Source organism: Paenibacillus sp. IHBB 3054 (assembly GCF_051594305.1).
Taxonomy (GTDB): Bacteria; Bacillota; Bacilli; order Paenibacillales; family Paenibacillaceae; genus Paenibacillus_AQ.
Genome location: NZ_JBOFBG010000003.1, coordinates 30394 through 54967, shown reverse-complemented (window position 1 = coordinate 54967; position 24574 = coordinate 30394). Strand labels below are relative to the sequence as shown.

The 24574-nt window shown below is 49.0% G+C and carries 14 protein-coding genes; 12 read left to right on the top strand and 2 right to left on the bottom strand.

Annotated elements, in window-relative coordinates; genetic code table 11:
* The first annotated feature begins 21 nt into the window (after positions 1-21).
* The 4 genes from ACQ76X_RS05605 (at position 22) to ACQ76X_RS05590 (ending at position 7694) form a co-directional block, all read left to right on the top strand.
* Positions 22-1644 (top strand): extracellular solute-binding protein, encoded by a 1623-nt coding sequence (locus ACQ76X_RS05605; protein ID WP_438492176.1) that lies wholly within the window; start codon positions 22-24, stop codon positions 1642-1644.
* A gap of 97 nt (positions 1645-1741) precedes the next feature.
* Positions 1742-4831, top strand: a complete 3090-nt coding sequence (locus tag ACQ76X_RS05600) for an alpha-mannosidase (protein WP_438492174.1) — start codon at positions 1742-1744, stop codon at positions 4829-4831.
* Between the two features lie 67 nt (positions 4832-4898).
* A complete protein-coding gene (locus ACQ76X_RS05595) occupies positions 4899-6524 on the top strand; it encodes a hypothetical protein (protein ID WP_438492172.1) in 1626 nt (541 codons plus the stop codon).
* A gap of 147 nt (positions 6525-6671) precedes the next feature.
* A complete protein-coding gene (locus tag ACQ76X_RS05590) occupies positions 6672-7694 on the top strand; it encodes an SGNH/GDSL hydrolase family protein (protein WP_438492171.1) in 1023 nt (340 codons plus the stop codon).
* Positions 7695-8435: 741 nt separating this feature from the next.
* On the opposite strand, the gene ACQ76X_RS05585 is transcribed toward ACQ76X_RS05590, so the two are convergent.
* Positions 8436-12671, bottom strand: a complete 4236-nt coding sequence (locus tag ACQ76X_RS05585) for a sulfite reductase subunit alpha (RefSeq protein ID WP_438492170.1) — start codon at positions 12669-12671, stop codon at positions 8436-8438.
* A 37-nt stretch (positions 12672-12708) separates the two neighbouring features.
* Positions 12709-13941, bottom strand: coding sequence for a nitrate/nitrite transporter (locus ACQ76X_RS05580; protein WP_438492168.1), 1233 nt, complete (start codon positions 13939-13941; stop codon positions 12709-12711).
* 1034 nt (positions 13942-14975) lie between these two features.
* Between ACQ76X_RS05580 and ACQ76X_RS05575 the strand changes: the two genes are divergently transcribed.
* The 8 genes from ACQ76X_RS05575 (at position 14976) to ACQ76X_RS05540 (ending at position 24289) form a co-directional block, all read left to right on the top strand.
* Positions 14976-16559: an acyl CoA:acetate/3-ketoacid CoA transferase gene (locus ACQ76X_RS05575; protein ID WP_438492167.1), complete on the top strand. Its 1584-nt coding sequence runs from the start codon at positions 14976-14978 to the stop codon at positions 16557-16559.
* Positions 16560-16602: 43 nt separating this feature from the next.
* Positions 16603-17838: an L-lactate MFS transporter gene (locus ACQ76X_RS05570; protein ID WP_438492165.1), complete on the top strand. Its 1236-nt coding sequence runs from the start codon at positions 16603-16605 to the stop codon at positions 17836-17838.
* 55 nt (positions 17839-17893) lie between these two features.
* The gene (locus tag ACQ76X_RS05565; RefSeq protein ID WP_076109923.1) at positions 17894-18838 is read left to right on the top strand and encodes a DUF561 domain-containing protein; all 945 of its coding nucleotides are present in this window, start codon (positions 17894-17896) and stop codon (positions 18836-18838) included.
* 110 nt (positions 18839-18948) lie between these two features.
* The gene (locus ACQ76X_RS05560) at positions 18949-20340 is read left to right on the top strand and encodes a sigma-54 interaction domain-containing protein (RefSeq protein WP_076109922.1); all 1392 of its coding nucleotides are present in this window, start codon (positions 18949-18951) and stop codon (positions 20338-20340) included.
* Between the two features lie 333 nt (positions 20341-20673).
* A complete protein-coding gene (locus ACQ76X_RS05555; RefSeq protein WP_438492162.1) occupies positions 20674-20892 on the top strand; it encodes a helix-turn-helix transcriptional regulator in 219 nt (72 codons plus the stop codon).
* On the top strand, positions 20889-21659 hold the full coding sequence (locus ACQ76X_RS05550) for a DUF3169 family protein (protein WP_438492160.1): 771 nt from the start codon (positions 20889-20891) through the stop codon (positions 21657-21659). Before ACQ76X_RS05555 ends, ACQ76X_RS05550 begins: the two co-directional genes overlap by 4 nt.
* Before the next feature lie 76 nt (positions 21660-21735).
* Positions 21736-23853 (top strand): serine hydrolase, encoded by a 2118-nt coding sequence (locus ACQ76X_RS05545; protein WP_438492158.1) that lies wholly within the window; start codon positions 21736-21738, stop codon positions 23851-23853.
* A gap of 268 nt (positions 23854-24121) precedes the next feature.
* Positions 24122-24289 (top strand): hypothetical protein, encoded by a 168-nt coding sequence (locus tag ACQ76X_RS05540; protein ID WP_438492157.1) that lies wholly within the window; start codon positions 24122-24124, stop codon positions 24287-24289.
* The last annotated feature ends 285 nt before the right edge of the window (positions 24290-24574 follow it).

The window sequence follows — 24574 nt, the reverse complement described above, 5'->3', positions numbered from 1 at the left end:
TACAAATTAGGGGGAAATGAAATGAACAAGCTGGCGAAAATACTTATCCTCGGGTTGGCCGCGCTGATGATTTTTTCAGGATGTTCGAATGATTCCAAGAATTCTGCCGCCAACGGAGAGAATCAGGAAGTGATGCGCTTCTCGGTGACTCTGCCTACGTATGGCGTGGATAATCCGAATAGTCTCGTAGGCAAGGAATGGCACAAACGCATGGAAGCATACATGGGTAAAAAGGTGGAAATTGAATATAACTATATTCCGTCTTCCGAGTATGACGAGAAAGTCAAGCTCATGATTGCAAGCGACGATCTGACGGACTTCTTCGTGACGCCGTTATTTTATGATACGAGTGAAATGGCCGGTCAGGGCCAGCTTCTCGAATTAGCCCAATATAAAGATTTAATGCCGAATTATATGAACTACATTAGCAAGGTGAAAAATGGAATGAAGCGGGTAACGAATGCAGGCGGTGAGATGTATACCTTTATGGAAACTTCCACTCCAAGGTTCCCTGAGGATCGCGGCATGCTCATTCAGAATACGTCCTCTTACCGCTATGACGTGTTCAAAGCGAATAATATTGAAATTCCGGAAACGCTTGATGAATTTTATGAGGCTGCCAAAAGCCTTAAAAAACTCTATCCCGACAAATATCCCGTCGCAACCAAATGGAACAGCCTGAGATCGCTGTTCTCTGCGAACCATATCAAGGACGAAATCTTCTGGAACGGCGAGAAATATGTATATGGGGTTCTGGAAGAAGGGTTTAAAGATGCGCTCCAATTTGCAAATAAGCTGTATGCGGATAAGCTGTTAGATCCGGAGTATACGATTGATACAGATGATACGCTGAAAAGAAAAGCGCTGAATGGCGACAACCTCATGTGGCTGACGCAGTGGTTTACCACTCCGGCTGAGTACACAAGAACGGCCAACGATGGCAAGATTTTTGCAGTTTCCCTGTATCCTGACAATCCGAAATACGGGAAAGCCTGGCAGGAAGTGGTGAATGGCAATACTCCTGATTTGGGCTGGGGAGCTTACGGCCTAAGTTCAAAAGTGAAAAACCCCGAAGAATTGATCAAATTCATCGATTATCAATATTCGGATGAAATGATCAGACTCATCACCTGGGGGATTGAGGGCACAACCTATACGATTGGGGAGAAGGGTATTCCGACCTTTGTGGACTCGTTGAAAAATGCCAAAGATCCGTGGCTGGAAGGCGATAAATACGGCATGCGGGCAAGCCGGAATCATAACCCTGGCCTGCAGATGGTTAGTGACGCAAGAGCGTTTGTAGATTTTGCCGCGACAGACTATACCGTATTTAACGGCAAATATGAAGAGGTACCGATTGAGAAGTCACAATTCCTGACGAGCTTACCCATGCCTGAGAACGAATATGTTCCTTCCTGGCTGAGCGAACCTTCGATTCAACTCACAGGCGATGAAAACCAGCGGATCTCGGAGATTATGAACCCTGTTAAAACGTTTGTTACGGAAGAACAGGCCAAATTCGTGGCAAGCAAGAGCAGCTTCGATGATTGGCAGGTATTCATTGATAAGGTCCAAAAAATGGGCGCCATTGATGAAGCACTGAAAATTTATAACGATGCTGCGCAAAGAGTAACAGCAAACTAATAGAGATTGTCCCTCCGTTGCTGATTGCTTCGGGGCGGCAATATATCGCAAAGCGATAGGATGTAAGATAACGAAACCATAGGATGTGAGAAGAGCTTTGAACGAGAAAAAAGAGATTTTATTCCATGTCGAAAAGCTACTGAATAAAAGAAATCAATTTATGATTACAAAGGTTTCTCCCATGGAGTTTTCAGGTTTTACGACAAAGGAACAGCTGTTCATTCATGAAATGGATGAACAACCGTTTCAGAGCATAACCAGGGGACAACAGTGGGGGGAGAAATGGGGGTACGGCTGGTTTCGCTCAACAATCATCGTTCCTAAGGAGGGCGAAGGCAAACGGTTGGTGGCTATGCTTGATTTTGGATCCGAAGCGACCGTGTATGTCGACGGCATCGTGAGTGGTGCAAAGGACCTTAATCATGATTACGTAACATTAACCCGTTCGGCGAAAAGCGGCGAGCAATTCGAGATTGTCGCAGAGGCGTACGCCGGCCATTCCGATTCTCAGCCGATGTTCGGAGAGTCGCAACTCTGTATTTTTGAAGAAGAAGTGTACCAGTTTTTTATTGATTTGGAATGCCTGTACGATCTTCGCAATCATCTCGATGTCAAATCTCTCCGCGTTGCGGAGATTGATCGTTGTCTGACTCAGGTATTTGCGACGGTCGACCTGACCCTGCGTCAGGAATTGTTGGGAGAGAACGTAAAACAGTGCAGAGAGATCATGAAACCGCTTTTATCCTGTGTGAACGGTTCAACGCTGCCTACCCTGTACCTTATGGGACAGTCCCACCTGGATGTGGCCTGGCTGTGGCCGATTGGGGAGACGAAGCGTAAGATTGCCCGGACCATGTCCAATCAGCTTGCGCTCATGGACGAATATCCGGAATATACTTACACGCAGAGCCAGCCTTATTTGTTCCAGTTGGTCAAGACACTGTACCCTGAGCTGTATACGCGCATCAAACAAGCGGTGAAGGAAGGCAGAATCATTCCCGAAGGCTCCATGTGGGTAGAGCCGGATACGAACCTCACTAGCGGCGAAAGCCTGATCCGCCAGGCGATGCACGGCAAGCGCTTCTTCAAGGAAGAATTCGGCGTAGACAACGAAATGCTGTGGCTGCCTGACGTGTTCGGCTATTCCGGGAACCTGCCGCAAATCATGAAGGGTTGCGGGATTAAGTATTTCGGTTCCGTTAAATTGTTCGGTACTTATGATAATGTAGCAGATCCGTTCCCGCATAATACGTTTCTGTGGGAAGGGATCGACGGTTCGCAAATCTTATCGCATCTGCTCAACTATGGAGACTACTACCCGATTCGGATCAGTCCGTCGTTCTTAATCAATCAGTGGAAGGACCGCGTCCAGCTTGATGGGATTTCTACGCGGCTCACGCAGTTCGGGCATGGCGACGGAGGCGGAGGCTCCAACCGGGACGATCTTGAGTTTATGCGCAGGCTCGGCAATTTGGAGGGTGTCCCCAAGACGAAGCACGGCTCGCCCATCGAATTTTTCCGGGATCAGATCGAAAAAGGCATTCCTGATGTCAAGTACGTAGGAGAGCTCTATTATCCCGCTCACCGCGGGACTTATACAACACAAGCAGTCATCAAAAAGCTGAACCGGAAGGCGGAAATTGGCTTCCGTGAGGCGGAGTTATGGGGGGCTGCAGCGGAGCATTTAAATAACCGGACCTATCCTTACGGGGAGCTGGACCGTCTGTGGAAGGTTTTGCTGCTGCACCAATTCCACGATATTCTGCCGGGCTCATCTATCCACCGCGTTCATGAAGAGGCGCAGCTTGAACTGATGGAATTGAATAAGAACGTGTGCGACATGGCTTCCGAAGCAAGAGATGCAATCACGGACGGCGAGTCCTCCAGTGTTACCGTATTTAACTCGCTGTCCTGGATAAGACAGGAACTGGTAGCATTACCTAATGGCGTTCACGGGATTACGAATGTGAATGGAGCAGTTCTGCCGGTGCAATTGCACGAAGGTGTTAGCTATGCCCAGCTGGAGGCTCCTTCCATGGGCTGGTCGACCTACAAGACTGAACTGGAAGTGCCGGTCGTCCCTGTTCTGTCGACAGTCTCTGCAAGTGAATCGCATATGGAGAATGAATGGATTGCGCTTGGAATTAACGAAAAGGGTGAGATCACACGGATTTTCGATAAGGAGACCGGCACGGAATGGGCAGCAGACCGCTGCAATGTCATGCGGATGTACCGGGATCAAAATTCAGATTTCGATGCCTGGGAGATTGACCGGCGCTACCGCTTGGCACCCATTGAGCTGAACGCAAACGCCCGGGTATCCGTTACTGCGAATGGACCGCTCTTCGGAAATCTTCGGGTGGAGCGGGAATTGAATCATTCGACCATGATTCAAGATATCCGGTTGCGTGCCGGCAGCCGCCGAGTGGAATTCCATACAACGATTCAGTGGCGCGAGAAGAATAAGCTGCTGAAAGTCGATTTTCCGGTTCGCATTCATACGAACGAGTCCCTGCAGGAAATTCAGTTCGGTCACGTCAAGAGGCCGAATCATGCTTCGCGTCCGCATGATGCGGACCGTTACGAAGTGGTTCAGCATAAGTGGTCCGCCCTTGCAGAGGCAAACCGCGGCTTCGCACTGCTGAACGACTGCAAATACGGCATCTCCGTCAACGATAACACGATGAGCCTAACGCTGCTTCGGGCTCCGACTTGGCCGGATGAAACGTCCGATCAAGGGGTGCATCATTTTACTTATGGATTTACATTCTGGAACGGCGCATTTCTCGACAGTCCTGTCGTGCGCGAAGCTTATGAGTTGAACTATCCTGTCAGCCTTCTGCCTGGTGGAGGGTGTGGGGCACAGTCCTTACTCTGCATCGATCAAGCCAATGTGATTGCGGAGACGGTCAAGCTTGCCGAAGACGGATCGGGCGATTGGGTTGTGCGTCTGTACGAGAGTAAAGGGGCCTCGGTAGTCTGCAAGCTTCACATCGGGCTGTCCGTTGCGGCGGTTAGTGACGCAAATATGCTGGAGGAGAAGATTGCAGAAGTGCCGCACGAAGGCGGAGATGTAATGCTCCAATTCCGTCCATTCGAGGTGAAGACCATTCGATTGGCGCTCCGCAAGGAGCGATATGAATATGCAGGGGGGGTTGTGAGAGAGAGTACATCATCAGTGGTTTGAACAGATGGCGTTTTGCAGCGCAACGATTTCATTCTATCAAATCTACTAAGGGCGGGAGGTCAACAAAATGAAAATGAAACAGTGGAAAAGTGCGGGGATATGGACTTGCCTTGTGCTGATGATTATGACGGCGCCGGGCGGGGCGATTGCAGCGCAGGCGGCGGAAAGCAGCGCCGGGCAGAATCTGAGCAGCGCAAAGAAAGGGGGCCAGGAGCCGTTCAAGATTAAGATCGTGGATGCCGAGACGGGCCGGGGCATTCCTCTTGTTGAGCTGAAGACGACGAATAACGTTCTGTATTACACGGATAGTGCCGGTGTAGTGGCGTTTAGCGAACCCGGATTGATGGATCGGTCGGTCTTCTTCCATCTGTCGAGCCACGGTTATGATATCCCTGCCGATATGTTTGGCAATCGCGGGCAGGCTGTACAGATTACCCCCGGGGGCATGATTACAATCGAGATGAACCGGGTCAACATCGCTGAACGGCTGTACCGGATTACTGGCCAAGGCATTTATCGCGACAGTATGCTCCTTGGTTTGGGGGCTCCGATTCAGGAGCCGCTGATAAACGGTCTGGTCATGGGACAGGATTCCGTGCAGACGATCACGTACAACGATAAGCTGTACTGGTTCTGGGGTGATACCGACAGACCGGCGTATCCGCTGGGGAACTTCCGTGTGACGGGAGCGACTTCTAAGATGCCGCAAAACGGTGGATTGGATCCGGACGCCGGCGTGAATCTGAACTATTTTACCCAAGGGGACGGTTTCGTCAAAAGCTTGGTGCCGCAGCTGCCTGACGGTGCCGGAATAGCTTGGGTGTTCGGTTTGATGACCGCCAAGGACAGTGCCGGACGGGAGCGGCTGCTCGCCGGCTACAGTACCCATAATCCCGGACTCAGCGCCTTCGGCATTCTTGCCTTTAATGACAATATTAAGGAGTTCGAGCAAGTCGTCCAGTTCCCTTCCAAAGACGATTGGCGCCATCCGGGCGGCCAAGCGACCTATTATAAGGAGAATGGGGTGGGCTATTGGCTCTTTACCGAACACCGGATGCCCAATTTACGCGTTTCCGCAAGCTATGACGCCATCATCGACTATACTCAATACGAATCGTTCACATGTTTGACCCCGGGAACGGCGTATAACGGGGCTCAAACGTCGTTGGAACGCGACGCAAACGGCAAGCTTGTATGGGGTTGGAAAAAGAATACTCCACCGCTGAAGCAGGATCAAGAGAAGGAGCTGATCCATTTAGGCGTGATCCAAGCGGCCGACCTGCATTATTATCAATTAAAAGATGCCGATACCGGCGAAGAGGTTCAAATCTCCTCAAGCGCCGTCGAATGGAACGATTACCGGCAGCGTTACGTGATGATCGGGCAGCAGCTGCAGGGAAAGACATCGGTGCTCGGAGAAATCTGGTACGCGGAAGCTCCGGCGCCTCAAGGTCCGTGGACTAATGCCAAAAAGATCGTAACGCACAATAATTATACTTTTTACAACGTTGCCCAGCACAAAAACTTCAATAAGGATGGCGGCCGGGTGATCTACTTCGAGGGGACTTTTACGAATACGTTCACGAATCATGTCGCAACACCACGGTATAACTACAATCAAGTCATGTATAAACTCGATCTGGCGAATCCGAAGCTAGGACTTACTCCGGTTCAAGGAAAGACCGGTCAATAGAGTGCCAGATCAGATGTGCTAACTGAATAAGGACCCTTCCGGAAGAACTGTAGTTATTCCGGAGGGGTCCTTTATGCAGGGTATGATAGCGGCCTGTGCCGGATGGGAATTGGGTGGTCTATGCAGAAATTTATGGGAGGAGTTACTTTGGATTTTGACTTTACTAAGTACACCAGGCTGATGGGGAGATTTGATCTGACTGAGAAGGGGAATCCGAAATGCGGATGGGTTAATAGTGCTGTTCATCTTGCCTTCCGGGGTACGGCCATCTCTATGACAGCAGAGGGTTCCGGCGGCCAGGATTACGTTGAAATCGTATTGGACGGGATCGCCCGTAATTGGATTAATCTGAAGAAGGGGGTTCATGCATACATAATCGAACAGGGACTCCCGGATGGTGAACACACTTTGGAAATCCACAAGCGAACGGGGATTTTGACCGGAAATATCGCATTTCATCATTTTGCTCTTCCTGACGGCGGGAGCTTCCTTGCCCCGCCTGCGGCCGGACCTATCCGGCTTGAATACTTTGGGGATTCCATCACAGATGGAGCAGGGAATGGCCATCCGCATGTGCTCGCTGAAGCCCCGCATCTTGACGACGGCTACATGTCCTACGTCGGGATCAGCGCCAGAATGTTGAACGCGGAATATCATACGATGGCCATTTGCGGCATTGGCGTTTGGCAGGATGCCGTAGGGAACAGGCATGGATTGCCGGAGCATTTTTTCGGGACCCTTGGCAAAGAGACGGCGCCATGGGACTTTTCCCGATATATTCCTGATGGAATTGTCATTAATTTGGGTCAAAACGATTATTCTACACCAATTGATGATAAGGAGTATATTGCCGCTTATATAAAATTCATTCAGGTTATCCTGGATCAATACAACGATCCCTATGTCTTTTGCTGTGTTGGAACCATGAACAACAACTATCTTGCCAGTGTGAATAAGGTCGTGGCCCATTTTAATCAAATTGGAAACGGAAAGATATTATTGGTTGATTTAGGGCTGATTCATCCAGAGGTGGAAGGATGGGGCGGCCGTTACCATCCCGGCTATCAGACGCATTACCGGATGGGATGGGAGCTGGCCTCTTTTATATCCGCTAAGACCGGATGGGAATTGCTTAAGCGTCCGTTGATTGCTACGGAATGCGTGTTCTGAACCTAATAGCGGGGGATGGAGAGTGGCCAGAGGGTTTTGATACCATAGAAAGTCTTAATCTGCTCCCCGGTAACTATAACGGCTATGTAGCATTTTCTGATCACACGCGGAGAAAGGCGTTTCACCACAAGGTAGTTTTTTGGTGGAGGCTTACGTTTCGGTGTTTCAGAGACTTCGTTCTTCTTACGAAGACGTGTGTGCGTCCGGAAAGTGTATTCCTGGCTCCTAAGCATGAACGGACCGAGTTGCACTTATTTGAGGCTTTTAGCCTGTTACAGTAGGGAAACGGACTCCAGCGCAGTTAATTCTCCCTGATGGCCGCTTTTAGATAGAATGCAGAGCAGATAAGGTCGTCTGGGTCCGAAAAAAAGAATAAGCAGGGATTTCACTCTCCATAGCGTCTCCTGAGTCCGAGTAAACGAACCCGCTGCAGGCTTGTAGGGACCCTACTTTCAATACTAAATACCTGCTTCCCCAGAGCTCTTCCAGTTTGAAGATACGCTCTAACCGGGTGGACATCATCAACGATTGAACGTTTGCTAGAGGGAATATAATCAGAGGACAAGAATATAAATAAAACAAGGCTTCGTCAGTGATTATACTGGCGGGGCCTTGTTTGATGTGAATCATTGCTTCTAACCGGACGATTTTATGCATCGTTTTGCCTTATAACATTGAAAAAGACGTATACTCCGCCCCTCTTCACTCAAAACAAAATTGATGTGATGTTCAATAGTCTTCTTAATAGACATCCCGCGCATACCGCTTGGATAACGACATTTCTTTTACATAGTTAATCGCTTCATCCGCAGTCATACCGCCGTGCTGCTGGATTACCCTCTTCAGTGCGGCATCTACTTCTTTGGCCATTTGCTGGGCATCTCCGCATACATAGAAGTGCGCGCCTTCCTGAAGCCAGGCCCATACCTCGGCTCCATGCTCAAGGATGCGGTGTTGTACATAGATTTTGTCAGCCTGATCGCGCGAAAAGGCTGTATCCAGCCGATGCAGGAAGCCTTCTGTCTGAAGAACTTCAAGCTCATCGTAGAAATAAAAATCACTGTCTTTCCGCTGTTCCCCGAAGATCAGCCAATTTCTTCCTTTGGCTCCGGATGCTTTACGCTCTTGCAGGAAGCCCCGGAACGGAGCAATGCCTGTACCCGGACCGACCATAATCATCGGGGCATCAGGATTTGCCGGTGGACGGAAATGGGCATTCTTTTGAATGAAAATGGGAATGTCCGTATCCTCTGTAGCGAGGTCGGCGAGAAATGTGGAGCATACTCCCTTGCGGGCGCTGCCGTTGTTCTCGTAGCGAACAGTGGAAACAGTTATATGAACCTCGTTCGGATATGCTTTCGGACTGGAAGAAATCGAATAGAGGCGAGGCTGCAAGGGATTGAGCTGTTCCAAAAGTTCCTGTGCGCTGAGGGGAACCGGAAATTCCTGCAGCACATCGATCAGTTGACGACCCCACAGCCATTGCTTGAGGTCCGCCAGATTCTCACTTTCTAGGAGCTTGCTTAACCCGACATCCTGAGCGCGGTCCCGGATGAAGCGGAGCATGTCTGGAGTAACCCGGGCAATCTCAAAATGACGGAGCAGTGCTTCAGTCACCGGTAGTTCTCCCTGGCCTTTGACCATTACCGGGGTAGTAGGTTCAATGCCCAGCGTATGCAGCAGATTGCCCACTAAATCAGGGCAATTGGCAGGCCACACCCCCAGAGCATCGCCTGCTTCGAACTGCACTCCGGCAGGTGTAAGGTCGAAGGCGTAGTGGCGGGTTTCCTTTTCAGATCCGGCCTTGTTCAGATTCTGCTTGAACACCAGCCGTGAAGGTACCGGGTGGTTCCGGTGATATCCGCGTGGTTCCGAACTTGGGGCAACCGGGATGGATACGGCAACCGGAGTGGATGAGATACCGCTTGCTGCGGCGGGTGTAGCGTGCTTCGGGCTGCCTGTAAATCCGCCCAACAGTGCAGAGACATCATTCGTCCATGCATCCGTCTGCTCCTGAAAGTCCGTATCGCAATGGGCACAGTCAAGCAGCCGCTGTGCACCAAGCTCCTCCAGACGGGTATCCAGATTCCGCCCGAAGCCGCAAAAGAGATCGTAATTGGAATCCCCGAAAGCGAGCACGGCATAACGCAGATCCTGGAGCTGTGGGGCATTCTCTGCCCTGAGGGATTGAAAGAAGCTTTCTCCATTGTCGGGAGGATAGCCGGCTCCGAAGGTGCTGGCGATAAACAGGACAGACCGGTTCTTTGCCAGATCGCTCACGGAATATTGATTCATATTTACTAGCTGCACATCATAACCGGCTTGCTGTAACTTCTTGGCACAGTCAATGGCTGCACCCTCCGCATTTCCGGTCTGCGAGGCCCATAGGATGGTTATTGGAAGGTTGGTTGTCGTGGTGCTCTCCGGGAACGGGGCAGCCTCCGAAGGGGCCGGATCCGATGACGGTTCGGGTCTTGAGTCAGCTTCCGCCCCGGGAAGGGGAGTGCGGGAGAACATGCCCGCCAGCAGGCCATCTACAAAGAAGCGGGTTGATGGTTCAAAAGGCGCAGCGGGCGGCAGCACCGGAATGCCGGAAGCGGACCGGCCAGCCTCGGTGCGCAGGCTAGTGATGAAGCCGGACAGATAAGCCTGTTCGTGGCTATCCAGAATCATGGCTGTGGGGGCTTCAATCCCAAGCATGCCCGCGAGCGTGTCGAGTTGCTTCATAATTACGGCCTCCTTCGGACGGGCGGTCTCAGCGCTGGCTGGAGTTGAAGCCGGAATACTGTCGATAACCGGCGCATGAGGTTCCCTGGAAGGCTGGCCTGCAGCCTTGACCAGTGACACAGAACAAAATTTCAACTCGGGCTGTAAGGACAGGGGGTCGACGGTATCATTGGTAACTTCATTGACAGCCAGTTGTGATCCAAAGATATCATTCCAGTGAAAGGGGGCAAAGCAGTTGCCGGGGCGCACACGGTCTGAAAGGACCGCCGGGAGAATTACCAGCCCCCGCCGCGAACGAAGTTCCACCGGATCTCGGTCTTTAATTCCTAGCACCTCAGCATCTTCCGGGTGAATTTCCACAAAGGGGCCCGGGTTCAATTTGTTGAGCTTGGGAACTTTGCCTGTTTTGGTCAACGTATGCCATTGGTGCTGCAAGCGGCCGGAATTCAGCACAAAGGGATAATCGCTGTCCGGCATCTCTGCAGGCGGCATGTACGGACGTGCCCAGAATACAGCTTTCCCGCTTTCTGTCGGGAACACGATATCCAGAGAACTGTCATCTGGAAGCTCACTTAGTGCAGTGCCGCCTTGACGGTTCAAATAACGGATCGGATTTCGGTCGTTAGGCTGATCCGGCGCACTAGGCCACTGTACAGGCGTTTCACGCAGCCGTGCATAGGTGGCCCCGCGCAGGTCGTACCCTGTTTTCGGATTCCAGGCTTGCTGGATTTCCGCATATACCTCTGCCGAAGAAGAGTAGGAAAAAGCTTCAGCATAACCCATTTCAGCGGCTACCCGGGCGATAAGCAGCCAGTCCGGCATGGCCTCTCCAGGCGGCTCGACGGCTTGCTGCATCAGGGTCAGGTTGCGCTCCGAATTAATCATCACCCCTTCACCTTCAGCCCATAAGGCTCCGGGCAGCAGGATATCCGCATACCGGTTGGTCTCCGTATCCAGGAAGCTGTCCTGGGTGATGACCAGTTCAGCCGCTTCCAGGGCAGCGATGACCTTCTTGCGGTTGGGAACGGTAGCCACCGGATTGGTGCAGATGATCCAGCAGGCTTTGATTTTGCCTGAGATCATGCTTTCGAACATGGAAATGGTGCCGCCGCTGGCATCGGTTCGAAGCGTTCCCTGGGGGATCTCCCACAGCTTTTCTATAAAGCTTCGGTCGGTTTCCGACAACAGAGAACGCTGACCGGGCAAGCCTGGACCCATGTAGCCCATCTCCCGGCCGCCCATGGCATTGGGCTGTCCGGTGAGTGAGAAGGGGCCGCTCCCCGGACGGCAGATGGCTCCTGTAGCAAGGTGCAGGTTGCAGATGGCATTCGTGTGCCAGGTGCCGTGGATGCTCTGGTTGAGACCCATGGTCCAGCAGGACAGCCACTCCGGCGCTTCACCGATCCACTTGGCTGCCTGCCGGATATCCGCTTCCGGGATGCCGGTTATTTCGGAGACTTTATCCGGCGGATAATCCTCCAAAAATTCCTCCATGCTCTCAAAGCCTGAGGTGAAGCGGCCGATAAAGGCCGGGTCCGTATGGCCGCTTTTTACAAGCAGATGCAGCAGTCCGTTGAGCAGGGCGAGATCCGTTCCGGGTCTGATCTGCATGAACAAATCAGCTTTCTCCGCGGTTGCCGTCCGCCGGGGGTCAACGACAATCAGCTTGGCTCCGCTCTTCACCCGGTCCATCAGCCGGAGGAACAGAATCGGATGACAGTCGGCCATATTGGCGCCAATAACGAAGAATAAATCCGTTTGATCCATATCCTGATAAGAACCCGGAGGCCCGTCTGCTCCCAGAGAGAGCTTGTAGCCATTGCCGGCACCTGCCATACACAGACGTGAATTGGACTCAATATTTGGCGTCCGGATAAAGCCCTTGGCCAGTTTATTAATCAGGTACTGGGCCTCCAGAGACATCTGGCCCGATACATAGATGGAGAGGGCTTCCGGGCCGTGTTCCTCCAGAATGCTGCGCAGCCGCTGCGCGGTATCGCGGATGGCTGAATTTATTTCCATTTTGGCAGGTTCAGTCCCCCGGGACGGGCGGCTGTATGCATACTCCATCCGGCCGGATTCCGTGATCGCGGCTGCAGCAGTGCTGCCTTTGGTGCACAGCCGGCCGAAATTGGCCGGATGCTCCTTATCTCCGGTGATTTTGACCACGCGGTTATCCGATACTTCGAGTACGATCCCGCAGCCAACCCCGCAGTAAGGACAGACGCTTTTGATTTTGCCAGTTGTCATGTGAGCTCACCGCCTCGAAGTTTTCTGTACAAGCTGGTTAGAAATTAACCCCGGATTCTGCCTTTGCCCAGGATTTTCTCCAGGATCTTGTTACCGCGTAAAAGATAAGGGTGGTAAGGAGCACGATGGAACCGACCACCAGAAATCCGGTGACCTGTGAGCCTGTGGACTGCTTCAGCGGGCCCAGGACATAGGTCGGCAGCAAATATCCGCCAAGACCTCCTGCAGCACCTACAATTCCGGTAATGACTCCGATCTCACTAGAGAAACGCTGGGGGATGATCTGAAAGACCGAGCCGTTACCCATCCCGAGGCAGGCCATCATTACGCTGGTATAGAGCAGCATCAACAGGAATGAACCAGGCATTGACGCAATGGCAAACGCACATACCGAAATTACACTGTATAAAACAAGAAGGAGGCGCATGCCGCCAATCCGGTCCGCGATCCAGCCGCCTAAAGGCCGGAAGAAACTGCCCGCAATGACTGTGATGGTAACCAGGTATCCCACCTGAACTTTGGTTAGACCTCCGGAGTGTACGCCGTCACCATACACATCATAGAAGAAAATGCTCGCATAGTTGGCGAACCCGACAAAGCCGCCGAAGGTAATGGCGTAGAACATCGAGAACCACCAGGTATCTGCATGCCTGAAGACGCTGAGGTAGTCTTTGAGCGGCTTGGGCGCAGGGGCATTCGGGGCGTCTTTAGCCAATATGGCAAAAGCAATCATAACGATCGCCAGAGGAATCAGCGCAATCCCAAACACACTGTGCCATCCGTAAGCCTGGGCGATCTGCGGTCCGAAAAAAGTGGCCAGCGCGGTTCCGCTGTTCCCTGCGCCGGCAATGCCCATCGCCAGCCCCTGATATTGCGGAGGGTACCAGCGGCTTGCAAGGGAAAGCGATACGGCAAAGCTTGCACCTGCAAAACCGAGCAGGAATCCGATCATATGGACCTGAAGCAGGCTGGTTCCGCCAAGCCAGCCCCACAGAAGAGGGATAATGGTAAGGAACATCCCGATTAGGCCCGCTTTTTTACTGCCAATGCGGTCAGCCAGTATGCCCATCGGAATCCGGAATATCGAGCCGCCGAGGATAGGGATGGCGACCATAGCTGCTTTTTGAGTATCCGATAATCCGAAGTCCTTGGTAATGTAGAGCGATAGAGCTCCACACAGTACCCAAATCATAAAGCTTACGTCAAAATACAAAAAAGCTGAGAACAAACTCGGGGCATGACCCGCCTTGCGAAAACCTTTGGCTTCCATTGCTGACATCCTCCTTTTTATGAACCCCAAGTAAGTGAATTGACAAAAAAGGGCCGACTGACAGAACCCGCACTGCGGATTTTGTTAATCGGCCCCATTGCCAATTGCAGCCACGTCATCGTGACTGACTTTATAAGTAGATGTAAGAATACCGGTGCAACAAGTCATCCGAGCCACAGCATTGTGGGGAGAAACCGTTGCGTCCTTCGTTGACACAATGTTGTGTCGTTGAAATCTTATATTGTCAATATAAATAGTCACAACATAAATGTCAATAATAATAACATAAAATTTAATAATTTTAATATTTATGCACTTTTAGAGCGTGTTTTCGATTTTATGTGTTATGTATTCTAACGTAATCATGCTGATTCTGGTAAGTGGACTTCAGGTTCGGCCGTTTCAAGAGGAAAGCAGGAAGGATTGTTAACCAGGTCTTCATGGGACAAGGCGAACGCCAGATTGTAGGCGGTGGTTGTCTTGCCTGTGCCGCCTTTCTGTTGGCAATGGGGATAAATTGAACTACAGCTCTGTCTTTTTCAAGAGATTCAGGTGTTGCAAAAATGCAATTTACGCAACATGGGAAAAATATTTTATTTTTTTCTTGATATTTATAAAATATCTTAAAATGCAATCTGCACGAATTTGAATAATTCGCTAATATGAAAGGTCACCTCCAGGTTGTTTTTATAACCTTTAAACAAGATGAATGAAATAGTGTGGTTATTTTGCGACTGTTACATCCAATCCGAATAAGAAAAAAATAGAGTTGAATTTCACCTGTCTATTCCAACACGCTTATTAATCATTAAAGAAAAAATGCGCTTAAAAAGAGAGTGTTCAAAAGAGTGAGTCGCAAAAAATCTACAGAAAAAACCTTGATTTAGAGCTATTTCGGGCCTGTTGACCCGTTCTTTTTTCTGTAATACGATGACATTGCGAAATATTTCACAAGAGATTTGAGGCATGCGAAGCAATAGTTTTATTTTTTAATCAAAAAAGTGAAAATATTCACATATGAGGGAGCAGATTAAATGACAAAAGTAATTTCAGCCGCAAAAGCAGCGGAACTAATTAAAGATGGTGATACAGTTGCAGCCAGCGGGTTTGGATTATCATGCTGGGCAGAAGAGATGGGAATAGCCATTGAAGATCGCTTCGTGCAAACAGGACAACCGAAGAATTTGACTGTAATGCACGCGAGTGCAGTCGGCAACCGCCGCGACAAAGGAATGAGCCACTTAGGCCATGAGGGATTAATTAAACGATGGATTGGTGGAATTGCAATTGCTTCTCCTGGGATGGCAAAGCTCATCGAAGAAGACAAATGTGAAGCGTACAATTTGCCCCAAGGTGTAATTACTCAGCTATACCGGGAAATTGCAGCTAAGCGTCCTGGTGTGATTACCAAAGTAGGCATAGAGACGTTCGTAGATCCTCGGGTCGAAGGCGGAAAAATGTCCCCATCTACGAAGGAAGACATAGTGAAGGTTATTGAATTAGAAGGCGAAGAGTGGTTATTCTATAAATCTTTCCCTATTAATATCGGCTTGATCCGCGGAACCGTGGCTGATGAGAATGGCAATTTGACTCTTGAAAAAGAAGGCCTGCATATGGAGGTTCTGCCTATCGCTCAGGCTGTCCGCAACTCGGGAGGCATAGTTATCGCCCAGGTAGAGACGGTCGCAAAGTGTGGCACTCTTAATCCTAAAGATGTTAAAGTGCCAGGGATTTTAGTAGATTATATTGTTGTTTCTAAACCGGAAAATCATTACCAGACAGAAAACACTCATTATAATCCGGCATTCTCCGGTCATGTAAAAGTACCTACAGAGTCTATTGAATCCCTACCGCTGGATGAGCGCAAAATCATCTCCCGCCGAACTGCAGTAGAGCTTCAACCGAATACGATCTTGAATCTTGGGGTTGGAATTCCGGTTAATGTTGCAAACATAGCAGCAGAAGAGGGAGTAAGCGACCAACTGATTTTGACAACAGAGGCGGGTTCGATTGGTGGTGTTCCCGCAGGTCTGAAAGACTTCGGTCATGCTTATAACTCTGAGGCTATTGTAGATCATGACTCGCAGTTCGATTTCTATGATGGTGGTGGAATCGATTTATCTGTCCTTGGCTTGGCTCAAACAGACGAGTTCGGGAACGTAAATGTCAGCAAATTTGGAACTCGTGTAACTGGATGCGGTGGGTTTATTAATATCTCTCAAGCTGCCAAAAAGCTTGTGTTCGCAGGTACATTTACTGCTGGCGGGCTAGAGATCAAGGCTGAAGATGGAAAATTGCAAATACTCCAAGAGGGAAAAGTAAAAAAGTTCATTAAGAAGGTGCAACAAATCACGTTCAGCGGTTCATATGCCGCCAAAGTTGGGCAACCCGTTGTATATGTTACTGAGCGCGCAGTATTCGAACTGCAGGATGGAAAAGTTACATTAACTGAAATAGCACCAGGTATTGACTTGCAAACTCATATTCTGGATCAAATGGAATTTGAACCGGCGATCTCACCAAATCTTAAGGAAATGGATCAAGCCATGTTCCAGGAAAACTGGGGAAAATTGAAGTCTATTATTGCCGGAAAAAATCGGGTTTTATTGGAAGTATAGTGATTATTTATTGATTTAATAAACCATAAAAGGGGATGATGTCATGAATGTAAAGTTGAATCGTTGGAGGATATTGATTGCATCAACGATCATTAATATCTGTGTAGGTGCAATATACGCATTCAGTATTTTTGCACTGCCATTAACCAAAGTATTTAATGTTACGATGCCGGATATTATGATGGCTTTTACTATTAACGCGGCTATATCTCCAATTCCAATGATCCTGGGAGGGAAATTGGTGGATAAAGGGGGAGCCAAGAAGGCTATATTCATTGGCGGAGCAATGTTTGGGCTTGGATTTATTCTTTCCGGATTGGCAACCGCTCCTTGGATGCTGTATATCACATACGGTGTAATTACCGGAATAGGTCAGGGAATTGTGTATTCAGCTACAATTGGGAACAGCGTTAAGTTGTTCCCGGATAAAAGAGGATTAGCTGCCGGAATTGTTACAGCGGGATATGGCGGTGGATCCATCGTTATAGCACCTATAGCTAACGCGTTAATTAGCGACAATGGTGTCCAGCCAGCACTGATAATGCTCGGGGTCGCCTTCTTAGTAGTCATTTTAGGCCTTGCTCTACTCGTTAAAGCATCCCCGGCCGGTTATATCCCTGAGGGCTGGACGCCTCCGGCTACTGCAGCTTCTAAGGGTGGAGTTAATGTAGAGTGGCACGAAATGATAAAGAAGCCATTATTCTATGTGATTGCCTGCCTGTTCTTAATCGGTGCCTTGTCAGGAATGATGGTAACAGCTAATGCTTCTGTAATCGGTCAGAAGATGTTTGGACTTTCAGCCGCAGCCGCAGCATTATATGTAAGTTTATACTCTCTCAGTAACTGCATTGGTCGTGTATTCTGGGGCGCTGTGTCCGATAAAATTGGGCGGGTAAAATGTCTGCTCATTATCTATCTGGTCATTGCGGGCATGATGTTGACTATAGCATTATCTACAACAATAGCCGGATTTGCGGTAGCCATCGTAGGAATTGGCTTATGCTTTGGCGGAACCATGGGAATATTCCCTTCTATTGTTGGCGAGAAATTTGGTATGAAATATTACGGTGTGAACTATGGTGTAACTTTTATCGGTTATTCAGGAGCAGCATTCTTCGGACCGAGAATTGCCGGTAAGGTTGCAGCAGCTAATGACGGAATGTTCACGAATGCTTTTTACATCGCTCTGGTTATCTCCTTGGTTGGTTTTGCCTTAACCTTTGTTTTCAAAGCAATGGAAAAACAACAGCCAAAACCAGAAGCCACTAAAGCTGCTTAAGAAACTTAGTTACATTAACGATCAAAAACGATCAAAAAAATGGAGGTTTTTAAGAATGTCGATTACAAAATTATTAGGTATTAAATATCCAATTTTTCAAGGTGGTATGGCTCAAATCGCCGTTTCTCCTCTAGTAGGTGCTGTTTCTAATGCGGGAGGGCTAGGCATTATCGGTTCAGGCGGATTTACTGCTGATCGTCTTCGTGACGAGATTCGTAAGGCAAAAGAAAGCACCCATAAACCCTTCGCTGTAAATTTGATGTTGATGATGAACAATATCCCTGAACTTATTCAAGTCATTATAGAAGAAGACGTGAAAATTGTTACCACGGGTGCAGGCACGCCTGCTCCATACATGAAGACTCTCAAAGAAAATGGCATTATCGTAATTCCGGTAGTACCTTCTGTAAAAATCGCTAAGAAAATGGAAGCATTAGGTGTTGATGCGATTGTTGCTGAGGGAACAGAAGCAGGCGGACATGTTGGTGAAACAACGACGATGGCTCTGCTGCCTCAAGTAGTTAGTGCGGTTTCCATTCCGGTTATTGGAGCCGGCGGGATTGCGGATGGCCGTGGGGTCGCAGCTGCATTTGCGCTCGGAGCACAGGGCGTTCAGGTTGGAACCCGGTTCCTGGCTACAGTGGAATGCCCTACTCACGAGAACTTCAAACAAGCAGTAATTACCGCAGATGATACGAGCACAACGGTTACTGGCCGCAGCCTGGGTGGTCCTGTTAGAAGTATTAAGAATAGTATGATTGCTGAATTCCTTAGACTTGAAAATGAAAAGGCTTCTCGTGAAGAGTTAGAGAAATTAAGTTTGGGATCTTTGCGTAGAGCCGTATTCGAAGGAGATACGGATACTGGCTCTGTAATGGCAGGACAAATTTGTGGGATGGTTAATGAGATTACCACGGTTGAAGAGATGATTACCACTATGTTTGAAGAGGCGCAAGAAATCCTTGAGAAGCTGGGGAAATTATCAGTTGTTGGTGCGTAATTAAAGTGTAATATATATTAGCCAAGTGGTATCATTTACGTAATGATACCACTTGGCTTTTTTTCCAAATATGAAGTAAGCGTTAATACAACTGTATAGGACTGATAAATTTGACTAAAAGAAATAAAAAATCAGGTAAACGTACGATAGACGAAATTATTGGAGAATTGCCTTCTACTTTATTTGTCACCGATCCAAACGGAAATATATTAATTTCCAATGATTTTACCGCTTTAACCATTGGAGTTCAATTAGAAGATCTGCTAAAGGCCAATGTCCAGGATTTGGTGAAGGCAGGCTATTATGGTCATTCCATTACGATGGAAGCCATTCAAAGTAAACAAAAAGTATCTAAAAATATCATTACGTCAAGAGGGTTTCATATATTCTCGACAGCTATTCCTATTTTGGATAAGGACGGGGAGGTGCAGCTGGTAGTCACCACTTCAAATGAATTCAAACAGGAACACACCTATTATGAAGCTAATGTACCTGTAACCCAGCAAATCAACAAGCAATTAGGAGAAGCTGCAGCGGGGAAAGGGAAAGGTATTGTTGCCGAAAGTTTGGCAATGAAACAAATTATTAAAGTCTGCAACCAAATAGCATCCTACGACAGTAAAGTGTTAATATATGGTGAATCCGGAACGGGTAAAGAGGTTATAGCGAAATATATTCATCTAAAGAGTGAAAAGTGGAAGGGTCCCTTCATTGCGATTAACTGCGCAGCTATTGCTCCGGCTGGATTTGAATATGAATTGTTTGGATACGAAAAAGGAGTCTTTGAAGGGCAGGCGGAAGTGAAGACGGGAATGATCGAAATTGCCAATGACGGGGTTCTATTTCTGGATGAAATTGCGGATTTGCCACTCGAGATGCAAGCCAAATTATTGCGGGTTCTTGAGAATCAGGAAGTGAGACGAGTCGGCGGCATTACTAATATACCGATCAATTGTCGTGTTATATCAGCTACTAGTCGGGATCTGTGGAGTATGGTAAAGAAAGGGCTGTTCCGGGAAGATTTATATTATCGGATTAATGTGATCCCGATTCATATTCCTCCGCTTCGCAACCGCAAACTAGACCTTGTAGGATTAATCTCCAGTTTTATAGCCAGCTTCAATCAAATGTACGGTAAGAAATATGTCTTAAGTGCTGAAGAGTTTGATAAGATGCTTAGTCAGCCTTGGCATGGGAATGCGAGAGAGTTAAGGAATTATATCGAAAGACTTGTGGTTACGGAATACATGGGAATTAGCCAACAGGAAGAGGATAATGTTGCGGATTGGTATTCAATAGACCACTTCATAGAAAAAAATAAACATCAGCTGTCTACACTGAAAGACTTCACTGCAGTAGCAGAGGGGCGTTATATAAAAAAAGTACTGAAAGATTGTTATGGGAACGGAACAGAAGCGGCCAAGAAATTAAGTGTGGACAGATCGGTTATTTACAGAAAGCTAAAGAAAATGGAAGAAGTGCTGGCCCCCAAAACCTTATAACTGGGCAACCTGTCCTGAATGGAACGTTATTAAAGCTTGATTCTGGTAGGGGATTTGAATAAACTGAAGCCTGCCATAAATTAATTCACGGGCTTCAAGTGGCTAATTCTCGTTATTCTTCTTTATACTTATCGTATAAATCCTGTCTGTTTCACCACATCACAATGTTTGTTCAGGATCTGTGAGAGGCCTATGTCAGCGACAAGGGCCTCTTTATTTATGAATAATAGCTAAATAGTAACAACATTAATGTATATAATCAGATACAATTTGTATATTATAATTTACAAAATGAATTACATCATATACAATCAAATCAAGGAGATGAAGCACTTGAGTGAACTGGTTAACCGCGTCCGTGAACTGCGGGCCAGGGACAGATTGTCCCAGCAAGAGCTAGCACAGCGAATCGGAGCCTCCCGCCAGACGATCGCATTGATCGAAAGGGGCGATTATTCTCCCTCGGTGGTGCTGGCTCTGAAGATTGCTGCAGCCTTTAAAGTGCAGGTTGAGGATATCTTTTCCATTCAAGAAGAGGAGCGTGAGCAATGATGGACAGCACAAACAAACCACTCAAAACCAAAAAAGCATTGTGGCTGATTCTATGGGCATTTATTGGAGGGATGATCGGCTACATCTTTGCCTCGGGTGCAATTACTGTTCCGGAGAATGCCGACTTCAGCTTTTCGCTTGTTTACGAATATGATCTTATGTTCGCCTTGTTGGCGCTGATTGTGCTTGTTCTGCTGGTCTGGAATGTGATTGGCCTCAGCCAGTTGAACGCCATGAACGATGAAGACCAGCATTCAGATGAGCCGATGAGTCCGAAGGAGAAGCTGCTTGGTACAATCCTCAAGGTCAGCTCGTATAACACCATTGTCACCCTGCTATGGCTGGTGCTTGCTTTTGCCCATGCCCTGGGAGCGGGCAGTCCGAGGGAGACCATGCAAACTTACATGATGGTGAACATGATCAGCGGCTGCGTCACGATGTTTATGGCCATTTTTCTCCAGCACCGCACGCTTGTGATCTACAACGAGGTCTATCCGGATCGGACGCTGAATCTGAAATCCAACAGCGGGAAAGAAGCGGCACGTGAGCTGTTTGCCAAAATGGACGAGGGAGAGCAGTGGACGGTATACCGGTCTGCCTATTCAGCTTATCAGATTACCAACGTGATGTTAATCGCAGGCATCGTGCTGTTTACGCTGTACTCCCTGCTGTTCGGCTTCACCCCGCTGCCCATTGTCGTCCTGGGCATCATTCTGCTGGTGCAGCAAACGGTCTATTACCGTGAGGTGGCCAAGGCGTATAAATGAAATTAATGAGTCCGAATCCATAAAATTCCGTAATAACCGCTATACCTATTATTTTAATGGAAATGGAGTGAAGTGAATGAATTTGTCAATGTTGCGTAGCGGTCCCGCTTTTTGGACGAGGGCAGTGCTTGCCGCTACCCTGATTCTGACTACGATGGCCCCGATGGTGCATGCGTCTGCCGTTTCCTCCGCGTCTCCTCCTCCGGCATCTGCTACCGGGCAAGCCAAGCCGCTGACGACAGAGAATGCTGCGGCGTTCCTCAAGCAATTCTTCAGTATGAAAGAAGTGAAAGCGCAGCTTGCCGGTGCGGTTGTCATCGTGGTCAAGGATGGCAAGACGGTGATTGAAGAAGGTTTCGGCTATGCGGACAAGGCCGGTAAAACGGAGGTAGACCCTGATGAAACGGTCTTCCGCATGGCCTCGGTATCCAAAACCTTCACCGCCGCTGCCGCTATGCAGCTGGTAGAGCAAGGGAAAATTGATCTGAAAGCGGATTTTCAGACCTATACAGGACCGATTGAATTCGAGAATCCCTTCGGGGTTCCGGTAACGGTGGAGGATCTGCTGACCCATACCACTGGGTTCCGGATTCAGGACCCCCAGCCGGAAGATATCAATGATGATTTCGGGACAAAGGTATCGATTGAGGATTATGTGCTGCAGCACATGCCGCCGGTTGTCCGAGAGCCGGGCACTTCTTACATGTATGACAACTTCGCTTCACTGTTGCTCGGTCTGGTAGTGGAAAAGGCCAGCCGCGAGCCCTATGAGGATTATATGGAGAAGCATGTATTTGCACCGCTGAATATGGATAAAAGCGGCTTCCTGCTGGAAGGCAAGCTGAAGGAAGATCTCGCTACGGCCTATGATGCCGGAGGCAAGGCGCTTGACTTGTATACAGTAACTCCAACCGTCATGCCCCATGGAGGCATGCTGTCCACCGCCGATGATATCGGCAAGTTCATGACTGCTTTTCTGAATGGGGGCGTGGCGGGAAATAAGCGCATTCTGGCTGAAAGTACAGTAGATTCCATGAAGGAATATCGCTCCTCCATCCACCCGTTGTTGCCGAATACCACCTACGGCTTCGAAGCGCCCATGCAGCTTCCCGGTGCCGGCAGCAGCTCCAAGATTATCACCAAGGCAGGCGATTTAATCGGCTTCAGCTCTTATATGTTCCTGATTCCGGAACAGAATACCGGGGTTTTTATTGCCTATAATCAGCAAAGCGTGCTGCGGGAGCTGTTTTACCCGGCGTTTATCCAGGCGTTTTTCCCGCAATATGCCGCACCAGCGAAGCTGGGAACCTTCCAGCCGCTGAGCGCCGAAGCCCTGGATGCGTTCACCGGTTACTATGCAGATCTCCGTCTCAAGAGCTTGGTCTCCACGGTTGCTGTAAAAGATGGTGCGCTTAGCATTAGCGATGCATTGCTGGGCACCCGCCAGCTACGTCAAGTGGACGATAATTTGTTCATTGATGAGCTTACCAAGAAATTTACTGGCTTTGAATTGACTTCGGGCAGACAAGGCGCCTATCTGAAAGAACCGTACCTCAATCCTTACAGCTACGAGCAAAAAGGGCCGGATGGTGTCGGTTATTCCGATGTCACCGCGAGCCATCCGTATGCGACCCCGGTTATGATGCTGCAGTCGCTGGGCTATCTGCCGAATGATGCGGCGCTCAGCTTTCAGCCTGAGGCGGGAACTACGCGTGCCGAGTATGTGCGGTTGATGCTGGAGAGCAGCAATATAAAAGAGAGCAAGACAGAGAAGCTGGCATTCCCTGATCTGCAGGGTCATCCTGATGCCGCTTATGTACAGATGGCCGTTGAACTCGGAATGGTTCAAGGAACGCCAGGCGGAGAGTTCCAGCCTGACCGGGTCATTTCCCGCCAGGAGGCGGCGGTAATGGTGTGGAAACTGCTCAGCGCACAGTACCCGGATGAGCTGTTCAAAGATGTGAAGCTGGCCGGCAACACGGATAAATGGGCGGTTCCGGCAGTGAGGATGGCCGTGGCTTTGGGACTGTACGGACCTGACATCAAGGCTGATTCCGAGGGGGCTGTTGATTTCAAGTCCAGAGATGCGCTGAGCAAAAAGGAGAATGCTGCAATTCTGTATGCTCTGTTCACGAATCCGATCAATCAGATCGTTGCCGGACTGACGGAGAAATCCGGGGAAGCGGGCAACTGAGAGTGCGGACAGCGAGAGGAGTTCAAGAATAGGGTGGATAGAGCTAATCAATAAGCTGTCCTATAGATAGTCTCCAGCATAAAGAATGATAACAGGACCAGCCATTGGGGCCGGTCCTGTTATTTGTTTTATCCACTTTGTGTTTTTTAGTAATTACTGACGGCCTTCGTTCAAAATATCGAATCCGTCAGCCAGCTTCCGTCAGGTTTTCAGAGCACGACGGACCAGCCTAGCTCTTTGCGGATTTGGCAAGCAGTTCGTGGCGTTTATGAACGGCAGGGCAACACAGGAAAAGCTGGCGGTAGGCGCGTTGGCCGTGCCTTCCGTAATATCGGCTCCAACGGACAGTAGCGATTCTGTGTCCTCCATCGCAGCGGCGGTAACACGTGAGGACGCAACGCTCTATTGGCCGCACCGGCAGTGGGCGGATACTTGAAGTTCATCTACGAGAAAAAGAACCCAAGCGAAATTGCGAATTCACCGGCAATACCAACTGGGGTGCGAAGTTTGATATTGAACTGATCGATATGGAACTCGGAAAAGTCTGGATGTTCCGCAGAACATCTGGTTCTATGCAATTGTGCAAAAAGACAGCAAGCATCTGAAACAAGAAGCAGAGTTATTCACAAGCGGCTGCGCTTTCCGGTAAAGGAGACGCAGCCGCTTTATTGATAGGTGTTGACGGATTTGGTGATATTATCCATACTGATGACAATCTGTT

Bases quoted from the DNA above. Each gene is read 5' to 3' on its own strand.
- ACQ76X_RS05605 (WP_438492176.1), top strand. From the start codon at position 22: ATGAACAAGCTGGCGAAAATACTTATCCTCGGGTTGGCCGCGCTGATG.
- ACQ76X_RS05595 (WP_438492172.1), top strand. From the start codon at position 4,899: ATGAAAATGAAACAGTGGAAAAGTGCGGGGATATGGACTTGCCTTGTG.
- ACQ76X_RS05585 (WP_438492170.1), bottom strand. From the start codon at position 12,671: ATGACAACTGGCAAAATCAAAAGCGTCTGTCCTTACTGCGGGGTTGGC.
- ACQ76X_RS05580 (WP_438492168.1), bottom strand. From the start codon at position 13,941: ATGGAAGCCAAAGGTTTTCGCAAGGCGGGTCATGCCCCGAGTTTGTTC.
- ACQ76X_RS05575 (WP_438492167.1), top strand. From the start codon at position 14,976: ATGACAAAAGTAATTTCAGCCGCAAAAGCAGCGGAACTAATTAAAGAT.
- ACQ76X_RS05570 (WP_438492165.1), top strand. From the start codon at position 16,603: ATGAATGTAAAGTTGAATCGTTGGAGGATATTGATTGCATCAACGATC.
- ACQ76X_RS05565 (WP_076109923.1), top strand. From the start codon at position 17,894: ATGTCGATTACAAAATTATTAGGTATTAAATATCCAATTTTTCAAGGT.
- ACQ76X_RS05550 (WP_438492160.1), top strand. From the start codon at position 20,889: ATGATGGACAGCACAAACAAACCACTCAAAACCAAAAAAGCATTGTGG.
- ACQ76X_RS05545 (WP_438492158.1), top strand. From the start codon at position 21,736: ATGAATTTGTCAATGTTGCGTAGCGGTCCCGCTTTTTGGACGAGGGCA.
- ACQ76X_RS05540 (WP_438492157.1), top strand. From the start codon at position 24,122: ATGAACGGCAGGGCAACACAGGAAAAGCTGGCGGTAGGCGCGTTGGCC.